Here is a 13857-nt window from a genome sequence, read left to right on the forward strand (position 1 = left end):
AGTACGAGAGGACCGGGATGGACTGACCTCTGGTGTACCAGTTGTTCTGCCAAGAGCATAGCTGGGTAGCTAAGTCGGGAAGGGATAAACGCTGAAAGCATCTAAGCGTGAAGCCCACCTCAAGATGAGATTTCCCATAGCGTAAGCTAGTAAGACCCCTTGAAGAACACAAGGTTGATAGGTCAGGGGTGTAAGCATGGTAACATGTTCAGCTGACTGATACTAATAGGTCGAGGGCTTGACCAATACATAGATAATCAACAAAAATTCGTGTACAATTTTCAGAGAATAATTCTGAATTTAATAATCCGCGATAGCTCAATGGTGGAGCATTCGGCTGTTAACCGACAGGTTGGAGGTTCGAGTCCTCTTCGCGGAGCCAAAAATAAGCTAAATTTAGCTTATTTTTTTTGCGTTCATTTCTATAAAAAATTTAATTAATAATGTATATTTATATAAGTTTATGTTAAAATATGTAATGAACAATGTTACGAAATTGTAATTTATATTAACATTTTTGTAATAGTAAAATATAATTTAAGTAATATAATTATATTGTTAATAATAAAGGGATAAATCATAACAAACAATAATAAATATAATTAAATATAATTAAATGTAATTAAATATAATAAAGATAAGAGAAATTATAAGAAAAGGAATTTTAAGATGGCAAAAAGAAAAAAACAAGGTTTAGTATTAGGTTTAGTAGTATTATTAATTATTGGTGGAATAGGTATTTATTCAGCTTTTTCTTCAAATAATAAAAATGAACAAGCTTTAGCAAAGGAAAAAGACGATAAAGAAAGTAGTAATGAAAATAAAATAGAGGAGAAAGATAATTCAGGATATCTAGCATTAAAAGATGATCCTAACGCTGATGATGCAGTTGTTGTTTCAGAGCGTACTTCAGGTCTTCTTAAGGGTCAATTACATTATCCAGTAAGAGAAGATGGAAAAAAAGTAGTATATTTAACTTTTGATGATGGTCCATCAACTACAAATACTCCAGAAGTTTTAAAGATTTTAGATAAATATAATGTTAAGGGAACATTTTTCATAATGGGAAAAAGTATAGAGGCTAATAAAAAGGCAACTAGTGAAATTTTAAAGAAAATAGCCTCAAATGGTCATGCAATAGCAAACCATAGTTATAGCCATGATTATTCATATTTGTATCCAAATAGAGTTATAAATATAGAAAGATTTATGGAAGAATATAATAAAACAAATAATTTATTAAAATCTGTCTTAGGAAAAGATTTTGAAACTAGAGTAGTTAGATTCCCAGGAGGATACTGGTCATGGCAAGGAAGAGAACAAGCTAGGCCTGTATTAGATAAAAATAACGTAAATATTGTTGATTGGAATGCATTAAATGGAGATGCTGAAAATGGTGGAGTAAATACTCCTGAACAATTAGTTGAAAAAACTAAAACAAGTGTAGAAGCTTTAGGAGAAAATGCTGATAGTGTTGTATTTTTAATGCATGATACTTATCAAAAAGAGAATACAGTTAAGGCTTTACCTGAAATAATAGAATATTTTAAGGCTAAAGGATATGAATTTAGAACAATTAAATAATGTTAAGAAATATGAATATAGATTATAATAGTATTAAAGAAGCTTAGTTATATTAAGCTTCTTTTTTAGAATATTTGTTTAATATACAAAAGAGAGGTGTTAAATTTGGCTAAGATATTATTAGTAGAAGATGAAGTTAGTATAAGAGGATTTTTAAAAATAAATTTATTAAGAAATGATTTTGAGGTTATAGAAGCAGGTAATGGAGAAGATGGAATAAAAAAGGCGATTGAAGAAAATCCCGATATTGCTATATTAGATGTTATGCTGCCTGGAATAGATGGATTTCAAGTTTGTGATAAATTAAGAGAAAAATATCCTGATATGGGAATTATAATGCTTACAGCAAAGGGACAAGATATGGATAAGGTAATGGGTCTTGAATATGGTGCAGATGACTATATAGTTAAACCATTTAATCCTTTAGAAGTAGTCCTTAGAGTTAAGGCAATATTAAGAAGATTAGAGAAAAATACGGATGTGAAATCTAATGAAATTGTTAATGGTCCATTTGTAATAAATCTTTATTCACAAAAGATAACTAAGGATGGAGTAGAAATAGAATTAACACCAAAAGAATATTTAATCATGAAAACATTTATTGAAAATCCTAATAAGGCATTTTCAAGAGATGAACTTTTAAATAGTATTTGGGGTTGCAATTATTTTGGAGATCCTAAGATAATCGATGTTAATATTAGAAGATTAAGAGCAAAGATAGAAGAAAATTCTTCAGAACCGAAATTTATAGAAACTGTTTGGGGGATAGGCTATAGATGGAGAGGATAATATATGAAAAGTATAAAGAGTAGGATAATACGAAACTTTATAATAGTAGTTCTAATGACGATAATTATATTAGATACATTACTAGCTATTTTTGTAAGACAATATTATTATAATAATACGGAAACTATCCTTGAAAATCAGATTAATTTAGCAGTTAATTTTTATGATAGATATTATTCAACGTCATCATTATTAGAGAATATCTATGATAATGTTGATTCTTTTTGGAAACAAACATCAGCTCAAGTTCAAGTATTTGATGATAAAGGTAAGCTATTAATGGATTCTATAGGTGTTGATGATAGATCTATACAGCAGAGTAATGAAATTAAAAAAGCGTTAAAAGGTGAAAGTAGTAGATGGGTAGGAAATGTACCATATCAAAAACATAAAGTAATGGCTGTAACTAAACCTTTAAAGGTAAATGGAAAGATAATAGGAGTAATAAGATTTGTTACATCATTAAAGGTTATAGATGAATCTATAACTACAATAGTAGGATTTTTTATAATAATATCAATTATTGTTTTAATAATAGGAATTATAATTAGTCTTATTATGGCAAGAAATATAGTAACGCCTATATTAAAACTTAAAGATACAGCTAAAAAAATGGCAAATGGAGATTTAAGTCAGAGAAATAATTCTATATCTAAAGATGAAGTAGGTCAACTTGCAGACACTTTAGATTTTATGGCGGAAGAGCTTGAACAGAGAGAAGAGATGAAAAATAATTTTATATCATCAATTTCACATGAATTAAGAACTCCTTTAACTGCAATTAAAGGATGGGTAATAACACTTAATGATGATAATACAGATAAAGAAACATTAAAGCTTGGATTTGATATAATTGAAAAAGAAACTGATAGATTATCAGGTATGGTAGAAGAATTATTAGACTTTTCAAGGCTTATAAACAATAGGATAACTCTTAATAAACAACTTATAAGCATAAGAGATTTTGCAGAATATATAGATTTATATATGAGGCCTAGAGCAGAGCGGGAACATATAAATTTTTATGTATATAATAATGCTGGTGAAGATGAGTTTAGTATAGATGTAAATAGGATGAAGCAAGTGCTTATAAATGTAATTGATAATGCATTTAAATTTACACAACAACAAGGAAATGTTAGTGTAGAATTTAATACTTTAGAAGATAATTTTATTATAAAAGTAAAAGATAATGGATGTGGAATAGCTCCAGATGAAATTGATAAAGTTAAAGAAAAATTTTATAAGGGAAGCAATGCAAATTCAAATGCAGGTATTGGTCTTTCAATAGCAGATGAAATAATTAGGCTACATAATGGCAGTTTGGTTATAAAGAGTGAATTGCATTTTGGAACTGAAATTATAATAACTATACCTAAAGTTGAAGGAGCTGAAATCTATTATGAAAAATAGAGTAATATTATTTATAATTGCTATTTTTACTTTATTTTCATTAAGCGGTTGTGGTGCAATGGATATTAATCAGATGATTGAAATAAAGCCACCTAAGAATAATGACTTAGCTATAAGAGGAAAATGGCAAATAACAAATTATAAAGTTTTAGACAAGAATATATATAGTGATAATGTTGAGAGTTTAAAAGGTAAAATTATTGATATAGGAAATAAAAATATAAATATTGATGATAAAACATATGATGGTGTTGATTATAAGTTAAAAGTTGTAAAAGATGATTATTATATTTCTTATCAAGCAGGATTTACTATTAAGAATTTAGGAATACAAAATGATCATGTTGATATGATAACTGCAAATGATAAAAATAATATTATATTTGATTTTTTTCATATAGATGATGATAAAAGCTATATATATTATCAAGGAGTATTTCTTACTGTTAAAAAAGTTGGAGATATTTTAAAAGAAAGCTTTAAAAATAAAAGTAATAGATTAATAAATTCACCTACTCATATTGAAAAGGTAAAGAATGATTTAGGGCTATATTTAGCTTTTAAGCAACCAAGAGAGCAAAAAGAGGATGGAACATATACTGATGAAAAGTATAAAACGCTATGGATAAGTTACAAGAATGATAAGATTCAAAAGATAGAAGAGGCAGATGGTATAATATTTCCTAGAATGTCTGGAATATGGACATTAGAAAAGAGAGTATTAAATAATAATAATAAACATCAAGAGTATTTTGTAGCAAATACTCTTGATGGAAAAGGAAAAGAAGGTAGTGTTATACTAAATGATGATAAAGATATTTATAGGAGTATAAATTTTATAAGCAATGATTATATTTCTACTGAAAAGTATGAAGGAAATAATTTTGAAAATAAGTTTTCACAATATGAAGTACTTCCTGTAGATAATTTATCTACGGAAAAGCCTCTTGCAATACAAGATATTTATCCAAAAAATACAGATTTAATATATAAACAAGATTTTGGAAATGCATATGAAAAACTTACGGATAAACAAAAAAGCTTATCTAAAAAATATATTGAGTATAGTAATTTTACTATGAAAAGAGAAGAGGGCAAGTGGGTATTACAAGGAAAAATATCACCATTTAATCCTGACAATGATTCATATGATTATAAATTATCAATAATCCCAAATGAAAATCTAGTTAAATATGATACATTAGTAATTCCGTGGAGAGTATTAAAAAATAAAGTTCCTTTCATTGAAGATGCGTACATATCTCCAGGAGGAAATCTAGCTGTTATAATAATAAATGGAGAAGTATTGATTTATGAAATTAAAAATAATACATTAAGCGAAAAGCCAATAGAGAGATATGATATTGAAAAAGGAGAAAAAGTTATAATGGCAGAATGGTGTGAAAATGTTTATGTAGATTATTGGGGAAATTCATTTAAAGAGTTTCAAAAGAAATCAAAATAATGGGAGGTATAGAATGTTATCAAAAGAAGTTATAGGAAAAGTTCTATCAAAGTGCATGAGCACAGGTGGAGATTTTGCAGAAATTTATGAAGAAGATACAATAAATAATTCGTTAGGAATTTTAGATAATAAAGTAGAAAATGCTATAGGTGGTAGAAGCTATGGTGTTGGTATAAGAATCTTTAAGGGGCTTAAGAGCGTTTATGCATATACTAATGATAATTCATTAAGCAGTCTTTTAGATACAGCTTATAAAGCTGCTATAGCACTTGGAGAGCTAAAAGAAGAAAAAGAGATATTTGTTAATGATGCTATTTTAGTTCCAAATAAGCACATAATAAAGTATTATCCAGGTGATATTTTATATGCTAAAAAGATTGGACTAATGAAAATGGCATATCATAGTGCAAAGGAATATAGTGAAGATATTACAAAGGTAAGTGTTAGTTATTTAGATAAAGATCAAAGAATTTTAATAGCTAATACTGATGGATTATGTGTTGAAGATAGAAGAGTTAGAACAAGACTTGCAATAAGTGCAGTCGCATCAAAAAATGGTGAAAATCAGACAGGGTTTGAGGGCCCAGGACGTTCAATGGGATTTGAAATGTTTAATGAAATAGATCCAAAATGGTATGGAAAAGAGGCTGCAAGAAGTGCAGTTACAATGTTACATGCAAAAGAATGTCCAGCTGGAAAAATGACTGTTGCAATTGATAATGGATTTGGTGGAGTTTTATTCCATGAAGCTTGTGGTCATTCATTAGAAGCTACATCAGTTGCAAAGGGTAATTCAGAATTTGCAGAAAAAATAGGAGAACAAATAGCATCTTCAAAGGTTACTGCAATTGATGATGGAACTATAAAAAATGCTTGGGGCTCAATAAATATTGATGATGAAGGTATGCCATCTCAAAAGAATGTATTAATAGAAAATGGTATCTTAAAAGGATACATGATAGATAAATTAAATGCAAGAAGAATGGGAATGAAGCCAACAGGTAGTGGAAGAAGACAAAATTATAAGTATGCACCAACTTCAAGAATGACAAATACTTATATAGCACCTGGAAAAGATAATCCAGAAGATATAATAAAATCTATTGATGATGGATTATATGCAAGAAAACTTGGAGGAGGTTCAGTAAATCCAATTACAGGAGAATTTAACTTCTCAGTAGCAGAAGGTTATCTTGTTAAAAATGGTGTTATTACAGAACCAGTTAGAGGAGCTAGCCTTATAGGAAAAGGTAGTGAAGTATTAATGAATATTGATATGGTAGGAACTAACGTTGAGCAGGCACAAGGGATGTGTGGATCATCATCAGGAAGTATAGCAGTTAATGTTGGTCAGCCAATGATTAGATTAAAAGAAATAACTGTAGGTGGAAGATAGGAGGTGTATTAGGATATGGAATTTAAAGATTTTAAAAATAAACTTTTTGAAGAAGCAAGAAAAGAAGGACTTGCAGAATTTGAAATATATTTTTCAAATAAAGAAAGTTTAAGTATAAGCATATATAAAGAAGAGGTTGAAAAGTATAATTTAAATAAGTCATTTGGTGTATCTTTTAGAGCAAAGATAGATGGAAAGATGGGTTATTCTTATACTGAAATAATAGATGAAGATGCTATAAAAATGCTTGTAGAAAATGCAAAAGCATCAGCTTTATCAATAGAAAATGATGATCCTCAATTTATATATGAAGGTGATAAAGAATATAGTAAGGTTGAAAGCTACTATAAAGAATTAGAAAATATAGATGCAAAAAAACTTATTGATCTAGCTATAGATATGGAAAAAGAGTGTAAGAAATATTCAGATAAAGTAGTTAATTTTGCAGGTTGTGGTATAAGTTACGTAAATGTTAAATATGGTCTTATGAATTCAAAGGGGTTAGAGCTTACAGATAAATCTAATCTTTTAACAGCTTATGTTGTACCTATAATAAAAATAGATAATCAAAAGTATGATGGATTTGGGTATGGAAAAGCTAAATCAGTAGATGAGTTAAATCCAGAAAAAATAGCTAAACAAGCAATAGATGAGGCTATGGAAAAAGTAGGAGCAAGATCAATAAAATCAAATAAATATAAGACTGTAATAAAAAATGAAGCAATGGTTTCTCTACTTCAATCATTTTGGTCAGTATTTGATGCTGATTCAGCACAAAAGGGGATTTCACTATTAAAAGATAAAGAAGGCGAAATTATAGCTTCTGATAAAATTACAATAATAGATAATCCATTAATGAAAGATGGATTGGCTTCAGTTGGATTTGATGATGAAGGAGTTGCAACTTTTGAAAAAGAAGTAGTTGAAAATGGAAAACTTAAAACACTTCTTTATAATTTAAAGACTGCAAATAAAGCAGGTATTAAATCAACAGGAAATGGATTTAAAAGTTCATACGCATCACCAGTAAGTGTGGGACCTACAAATTTCTATCTAAAAAATGGAGAAAAAGATTTTAAAGAACTTTTAAAGGAAGTTAAGAATGGAGTTATAATTAGTGAGTTTTCAGGACTTCATGCAGGCGCTAATTCAATAACAGGGGATTTCTCATTAGCAGCTAAAGGATTTATGATAGAGGATGGAAAACAAACATTCCCTATAGAACAAATAACAGTATCAGGTAATTTCTTTAAGCTTTTAAAGGATGTAGAAGAAGTTTGTTCTGATATAAAGTTCCCAATGAGTAGTTTTGGATCTCCATCAGTACTTATTAGTGAATTATCAATAGCGGGAGAATAGCAGTTTACTTTTAAGCATAAGGATATAAATTTATATTCTTATGCTTTTTTATTAATAAATTCATAATATCTAAGTGATATAATACAAAGCGGAATTTAGGTGTAAGGAGTAAGCTTTTAATGGAACATATAATTACTATTATTATGAATATCACAGATAATTTTGGATATTTAGGGATATTTCTAATTACAATGCTTGAATATGCATGTTTACCATTACCAAGTGAAGTTATTTTACCGTTTATTGGTTTTGGAATTGCAAATGGAAAATATAATTTTATATTAGTATTTATATGTGTAATGTGTGCAGCGATAATAGGTGCATTAATAAGTTATACAATAGGATATTTGGGAGGAGATTCTATAATAAGGTGGCTTAAAGAAAAAGTACCACGTAGTGAAAAAGCAATAAATAGTATAGAGTTGTTATTTTTACGTTATGGAAAGCTTACAATATTTTTAACTAGAATTATGCCTTTTGCACGTACCCACGTATCACTATTTGCAGGAGTAGAAAAGGTTAATAAGTTTATATTTATTGCATTTTCATCTATGGGTATTGGTATTTGGAATTTTGGCTTATTGATTATAGGATATTATCTAGGAAGTAACATGAAGATTATAGAAAGTATAATAAAAAAATATTCGATTTTATGTATATCAGTAATAATAATTGCATTGCTTGTGTTTATATATAAAAAGTATTTAAAGAAAAATAACAAATAAATCTTATTATATTATTTAGCATCTATTAATTATTAGATGCTAAAATTCTAAATAATGGAGGCGAAAAGATGAATGTTGTAGGTATAGCAAATCAATTAATACATACATTTGGATATTTAGGAATTTGTCTTATTTGTGTATTACCATTGCCAAGTGAAGTGGTATTACCACTTATAGGATTAGGAGTTTCTTATGGAAAGTTTAATTTATTTTTAGTGCTATTATGTACAATAGCAACTGAAATTATAGTTTCTTTATTTAATTATATGGTTGGATATTATAAAGGTAATGATGCATTAATTAAAATTGAAAAAAAGTCTCCAAAGAGCAAAAAAATAATAGATAAGCTTGGATTAATATTAAACAAATATAAATGGTTTACAATTATATTAGCAAGGTTAGTACCTCTTTTACGTACATATATATCAGTATTAGCTGGTGTAGAAAAATTAAATAAATATATATTTATAATAATATCAACAATAGCAATTATAGTAGTAAATACATTTTTAGTAGAACTAGGATATTATACTGGAAATAATCAAATTCTAATAAAAAAGATATTAAGGAAATGTTATATAATTATAATTGTAATAGCAATAATCTTTGTACTTATATTAGTTGTATATAAATATAAAAAGAGCAAGAAATAAAATTCTTGCTCTTTATTATTAATTGTTATTATTATCCTTAAAATAATCAGAACGTATCATTTTATCTGACATATCAATAGAATTTTTTATAAGTGTTTTATCTTTATCTGAAAGATCAGTTAAATCACCAACAAGTTTGCCATTTGTAAGCACTGCATAATTTCTTTTTGTATTAAATAAGTTTCTTCCAAGTGCAGTATTTTGGTATTCACTAGAAGGAATTCCAAGAGCATATAAAAGTGTTGGCATTATATCAATTTGGCCACCTACAGTATTAAATGTTTTGCCAAGTGGTTTGCTCTTATTATAAATTATAAGAGGAACAGTTGGTTGTCCGTTGTTTGAATACCAATCTTTTTTGTTACTTAAATTAGCAAATTTACTTTTAAAGTTTTTATTTAAGTAATCTAATCTATATTGATAATATTTATGAACACCAGTATGATCTCCTTCTATTGCAATTACTGTATTATCAAGTAATCCTTCTTTATCAAGAAGACTTAAGAAATGGCCTATTTGAGCATCTGTATAATGTATGCTCTCTATATATCCTCCAAGTTCACCAAGTTCAGGATCTAAATTAAATTTAGTTAATTTTTCTGGAAGGTCAAATGGTCCATGGCTTGTAAGTGTTACAGTAAATGCGTAAAATGGTTGCTTTAATTTTTCTAGCATAGGAGCAACTTGATTAAAGTAAGTTTTATCGCTTAAACCAAGTCCAATTATTTCATCAGCATTAAATGAATAAAAATCAGTGAATCTTTTAAATCCTATTCCTGTTAATCCGCTTCTATAATTCCAGAAAGAACCCTTATCAGGATGTATAGCTTCAGTATCATAACCATTACGTTCAAGTATTAGTGGAAGAGAATTATAAACTGTATTTGGATATCTAAAGAATGTTGATCCTCTTTTAAGTGGTAGCATTGAAGTATTAACCATTAAATCTGCATCAGAGCTTGTCCCTTCATTAACTTGTTCATATATATTTGGAAAATAAGCTCCTTTACTGATTAAACTATCTAATACAGGAGTAACTTTTTTACCATTTATTTCTTGACCTAATATAAAACTTTCTAAAGATTCTACTTGTATTACAATTAGATTTTTACCCTTATACATTCCATAATAATCATTATTAGGTAAGTTTTCATTTTTAAATTTATAATAATCATTTATTTGATCTTTTTCTTCTTCAGTTAATTTATAAGGTTTTGAATCCTTATATACATTAATTGCATCAAATATATGATATCCAATAGGTGAAAAATATTGGATAGTATTTATTGGATCATAATTATCAAATAAATATGAGTTTTTAACATCTTTATTTCCAAGAATATATATGTTAAATGGTACATAGACAATAAAAATTATAGGAAGTATTAATGTACATAAAAATGTTTTTATAGCTCTTTTTTGAACTCTTACGTAAGATTTTCTAGTAAAGAAAACGTATATTGCCATTATTATGAAATCTATAAAAAATAAAATATCATATATACTAAACATCGAAAGTATACTTCCAGACATATTATCTAGATTTGCAGTTTGAGTAAATAAAAGCAATGATGGACCTGTTAAAAATCCTCTAAAGTATATAATATCAATTAAAATTACTATTGTTAGTATTAAATCCATTATAAATAGATATATTACTCTTCCTTTGCCTTTAAAAAGTAAAGCAAAACTTAAAAATATTAAAGCAAAAGCATAGTAATAATCTAAGAAATATCTAGAGTTATTAAATCCTTTTATGATATCTAAGTTATGAGGATTTTTACTAACGATAAAGCATTGTAAAAGAATACTTTTAAAAACTATTCCAAACAATGGAATTAAAAATAATATAATTCGAAAAAGTGTATCCTTATTAAATTCAAATTTAAAGTTTTTAAAGAACTCTTTCATGTTGTCACCCCTTTGAATGTAGTCAACTAAAATTATATTATATGGTCTATATTTAATCAATAAACTAAAATGTAGCAAGAAAGTATTAATATAATAATTTTATTAAACCTATAACTACAATGATATGGAATTAGAAAGTTTTTATATGATATAATTTATAGTATTAATTGGGTATTAAATTATTTTAAATAGAGATTAATTAATATGTAGTAAGGGAAGTGTAGGGCCATGAAAAAATATGATTTAGTAGTTATAGGTGGAGGAATAGCAGGAATGACAGCAACTCTTTCAGCTTTACAAAATGGAATAAAAAATATACTTTTAATTGAAAAGGAAGATGAATTTGGTGGTGTGCTAAATCAATGTATTCACAATGGCTTTGGTAAATCATATTTAGGGGAAGAAGTTACGGGGCCAGAATTTATAGAATTTATTAAGATTAAACTTTCTAAACATGAATTTGATAAAAAGAAAAAGACTAGCGTTTTAAATATATCTAAAGAAAAGATAATAACTTATGTAAATGAAAAAGAAGGAGTTTGTGATGTAGAAGCTAAAGCGATTATTTTAGCAACAGGTTGTAGAGAAAGATATACAGGAAATGTATTGACTTCAACAAGCGGATTTACTGGGGTATTTACAATAGGAAATGCACATAGATTCATAAATTTTGAAGGAATGTTACCAGGTAAAAATCCTGTAATAGTAGCTAATAATAGATGGGCATTAATACTTGCTAGAAGATTAGAAATCGAAGGTGGAAAAGTTTCTGCAATTATAATAAATGAAGATAATATTTTTAAGTTTACAGATGAAAACAAAGAAATACTTGAAGGCTTTGATATAGATATTTTAGAAAATACAAAGCTTGTAGATGTTTATGGTAATAAAAGAATTAATAAAGTTAAGGTATTTAATGAGAAAACAAATGAAATTAGAGAAATTGAATGTGATTCATTATTTTTATCAGTAGGCTATTACCCAGAACTTGGAATGGTGAAAAATCTTAATATAAAAATTGATGAAAATATTAATACTCCTTATGTAGATAATTATCAAACATCAGAAGACGGAATATTTGCTTGTGGAAATATAATATACGGTAAAAAATGCATAGAAATGAAAGATATAAATGGGTTTGATGCTGGATTTGTAGCATCAAATTATATCCATAATATATCTAAATAAAAGTTCATTTCCTAATGAATTTAAGTGAATTCCATCTAAAAATATCTGTTCGTGTATATGATTTTTAGTTAGTTTATAAAGGTCAGCATACTTGAATGGATATTTTTTTGACAGTGAAATAATTTTTTTTCTAAGAAGAGGTAAAGATTTATCACAATAATCATAATAATTTGAAGGCATAAATAAGTTTTCTGCTAAATCTTTTAGGATTATAGGAGGAATTCCAATTATAACCGAAGCACCGATACTAAGGCTATCTTTTATCATGAGTTCTATGTTATCAACTATATAGTTAATATTTCTACCACTTAATAAGTCATTAGTTCCACCCATTATAAATACTTTTTTAGGGGCTTTACTTGTTACATCTCTATAAAATCTAGTAAGCATAGAGGAAGTTGTATCTCCATTTATTCCTTTATTTAATATAGTGATATTATTATATTTTTCTTGAAGTTTATAAGCCCAAGAATCTTTTTTAGGAACTCCAAACCCAAAAGTAAGACTATCTCCAAATAAAATTATATCAACATCAGTATTCATAAAAACACCTCTTTTAAAATAGTTTATTAAAACACTTTTTGCATATTAAAGTTTTTCCTTTGTTTGCTTTAATTGAATCTTTAGGAGAAATTTCTTTATTACATATTTCGCATACAGAAATTGAAGTATTTTTTGTATCTGTTTCTTGTTTTGAATTTTTATTATTTGTTTGTTTTAAAGTAGAAACTTTTTTTATAGGATCATAATGTTTTTTTTCTAATGCAGTTTCTCTTTTATTTATTGAAAATGAAAGTTCAAATTCACTAACTGGGAATAATTCAAGTTCAAAACGTGGATCTTCTTTATCATAATATTCTTCAGTTATTATTTTAACTATCTGCGCATCATTTACTATAAGACCACTTTTTTCAATACCATCAAAAATACTTTTTGAAATATTTATTGTATCAGGATGACGCTTTTCACTTTTATAATAAACCTTAAGTATTGCAATTAAGCTTTCTGTAAAAGTAATGCTTGGATTTTGAGATCTTGCAATATATGCTATTTCTTGTTCGTAAAGAGCATATCTATCATGATTTTTATTACCTGTATTAAAGGGAAGTATAGCTCGTCCGTTTTTATTATGAAGTTTAAAATTTGATTTAGTTATGGGAGATCCTTTAACTATTATTTTAGCGTATTGTGACATAAAAAAACTCCTTCTAAATTTGATTTGTGAAATATTGAAATATAAATGTTAAAAATACATATATTTAAATATACATTATTAAAAAATACTTAACAAGTAGATGTTTCATTGATAATAAATTTGTAATGAAGTATAATTACAAATAGTAAATTTACATGATTTTTTAAAAAAGAGGGAGT

Annotated in this window: 12 protein-coding genes, 1 tRNA gene and 1 rRNA gene; 11 read left to right on the forward strand and 3 right to left on the reverse strand. The window is 27.1% G+C overall.

Going from position 1 to position 13857, the window contains the following annotated elements; all coding sequences use genetic code 11:
- The 10 genes from SPJ33_RS10090 to SPJ33_RS10135 all read left to right on the forward strand — a co-directional run.
- A 23S ribosomal RNA gene (locus SPJ33_RS10090) occupies positions 1 to 246 on the forward strand; the annotation flags it as partial.
- A 61-nt stretch (positions 247 to 307) separates the two neighbouring features.
- Positions 308 to 382: transfer RNA gene (locus SPJ33_RS10095), tRNA-Asn, on the forward strand.
- Positions 383 to 669: 287 nt separating this feature from the next.
- Positions 670 to 1584, forward strand: a complete 915-nt coding sequence (locus tag SPJ33_RS10100) for a polysaccharide deacetylase family protein (protein WP_321117836.1) — start codon at positions 670 to 672, stop codon at positions 1582 to 1584.
- 105 nt (positions 1585 to 1689) lie between these two features.
- A complete protein-coding gene (locus tag SPJ33_RS10105) occupies positions 1690 to 2373 on the forward strand; it encodes a response regulator transcription factor (protein ID WP_321117837.1) in 684 nt (227 codons plus the stop codon).
- A 3-nt stretch (positions 2374 to 2376) separates the two neighbouring features.
- Complete coding sequence (locus SPJ33_RS10110; protein WP_321117838.1) at positions 2377 to 3786, forward strand: HAMP domain-containing sensor histidine kinase; 1410 nt, start codon at positions 2377 to 2379, stop codon at positions 3784 to 3786.
- Positions 3776 to 5251, forward strand: a complete 1476-nt coding sequence (locus SPJ33_RS10115) for a hypothetical protein (protein ID WP_321117839.1) — start codon at positions 3776 to 3778, stop codon at positions 5249 to 5251. Before SPJ33_RS10110 ends, SPJ33_RS10115 begins: the two co-directional genes overlap by 11 nt.
- Positions 5252 to 5264: 13 nt before the next feature.
- The gene (locus tag SPJ33_RS10120; RefSeq protein ID WP_321117840.1) at positions 5265 to 6647 is read left to right on the forward strand and encodes a TldD/PmbA family protein; all 1383 of its coding nucleotides are present in this window, start codon (positions 5265 to 5267) and stop codon (positions 6645 to 6647) included.
- A gap of 15 nt (positions 6648 to 6662) precedes the next feature.
- Entirely contained in the window at positions 6663 to 8006 is a 1344-nt protein-coding gene (locus SPJ33_RS10125) for a TldD/PmbA family protein (RefSeq protein WP_321117841.1), read from the forward strand.
- Between the two features lie 119 nt (positions 8007 to 8125).
- Positions 8126 to 8731, forward strand: a complete 606-nt coding sequence (locus tag SPJ33_RS10130) for a DedA family protein (RefSeq protein ID WP_321117842.1) — start codon at positions 8126 to 8128, stop codon at positions 8729 to 8731.
- A 68-nt stretch (positions 8732 to 8799) separates the two neighbouring features.
- Positions 8800 to 9384 carry a DedA family protein gene (locus SPJ33_RS10135; protein ID WP_321117843.1) on the forward strand — a complete coding sequence of 195 codons (585 nt, stop codon included), beginning with the start codon at positions 8800 to 8802 and terminating at the stop codon, positions 9382 to 9384.
- Positions 9385 to 9402: 18 nt separating this feature from the next.
- Here SPJ33_RS10135 and SPJ33_RS10140 read toward each other — a convergent pair whose 3' ends face one another.
- Entirely contained in the window at positions 9403 to 11295 is a 1893-nt protein-coding gene (locus SPJ33_RS10140) for an LTA synthase family protein (RefSeq protein WP_321117844.1), read from the reverse strand.
- A 228-nt stretch (positions 11296 to 11523) separates the two neighbouring features.
- Here SPJ33_RS10140 and SPJ33_RS10145 point away from each other — a divergent pair, with 228 nt between their 5' ends.
- Positions 11524 to 12483 (forward strand): NAD(P)/FAD-dependent oxidoreductase, encoded by a 960-nt coding sequence (locus SPJ33_RS10145; protein ID WP_321117845.1) that lies wholly within the window; start codon positions 11524 to 11526, stop codon positions 12481 to 12483.
- On the opposite strand, the gene SPJ33_RS10150 is transcribed toward SPJ33_RS10145, so the two are convergent.
- Positions 12454 to 13026 carry a GDSL-type esterase/lipase family protein gene (locus SPJ33_RS10150; RefSeq protein WP_321117846.1) on the reverse strand — a complete coding sequence of 191 codons (573 nt, stop codon included), beginning with the start codon at positions 13024 to 13026 and terminating at the stop codon, positions 12454 to 12456. The genes SPJ33_RS10145 and SPJ33_RS10150 overlap by 30 nt on opposite strands.
- Positions 13027 to 13039: 13 nt before the next feature.
- The gene (locus tag SPJ33_RS10155; RefSeq protein WP_321117847.1) at positions 13040 to 13678 is read right to left on the reverse strand and encodes a RusA family crossover junction endodeoxyribonuclease; all 639 of its coding nucleotides are present in this window, start codon (positions 13676 to 13678) and stop codon (positions 13040 to 13042) included.
- Positions 13679 to 13857: the final 179 nt, after the last annotated feature.

This window comes from Clostridium sp., assembly GCF_034179595.1.
GTDB lineage: Bacteria > Bacillota > Clostridia > Clostridiales > Clostridiaceae > Clostridium.

Bases quoted from the DNA above. Each gene is read 5' to 3' on its own strand.
- SPJ33_RS10100 (WP_321117836.1), top strand. From the start codon at position 670: ATGGCAAAAAGAAAAAAACAAGGTTTAGTATTAGGTTTAGTAGTATTA.
- SPJ33_RS10110 (WP_321117838.1), top strand. From the start codon at position 2,377: ATGAAAAGTATAAAGAGTAGGATAATACGAAACTTTATAATAGTAGTT.
- SPJ33_RS10115 (WP_321117839.1), top strand. From the start codon at position 3,776: ATGAAAAATAGAGTAATATTATTTATAATTGCTATTTTTACTTTATTT.
- SPJ33_RS10120 (WP_321117840.1), top strand. From the start codon at position 5,265: ATGTTATCAAAAGAAGTTATAGGAAAAGTTCTATCAAAGTGCATGAGC.
- SPJ33_RS10125 (WP_321117841.1), top strand. From the start codon at position 6,663: ATGGAATTTAAAGATTTTAAAAATAAACTTTTTGAAGAAGCAAGAAAA.
- SPJ33_RS10130 (WP_321117842.1), top strand. From the start codon at position 8,126: ATGGAACATATAATTACTATTATTATGAATATCACAGATAATTTTGGA.
- SPJ33_RS10135 (WP_321117843.1), top strand. From the start codon at position 8,800: ATGAATGTTGTAGGTATAGCAAATCAATTAATACATACATTTGGATAT.
- SPJ33_RS10140 (WP_321117844.1), bottom strand. From the start codon at position 11,295: ATGAAAGAGTTCTTTAAAAACTTTAAATTTGAATTTAATAAGGATACA.
- SPJ33_RS10145 (WP_321117845.1), top strand. From the start codon at position 11,524: ATGAAAAAATATGATTTAGTAGTTATAGGTGGAGGAATAGCAGGAATG.
- SPJ33_RS10150 (WP_321117846.1), bottom strand. From the start codon at position 13,026: ATGAATACTGATGTTGATATAATTTTATTTGGAGATAGTCTTACTTTT.
- SPJ33_RS10155 (WP_321117847.1), bottom strand. From the start codon at position 13,678: ATGTCACAATACGCTAAAATAATAGTTAAAGGATCTCCCATAACTAAA.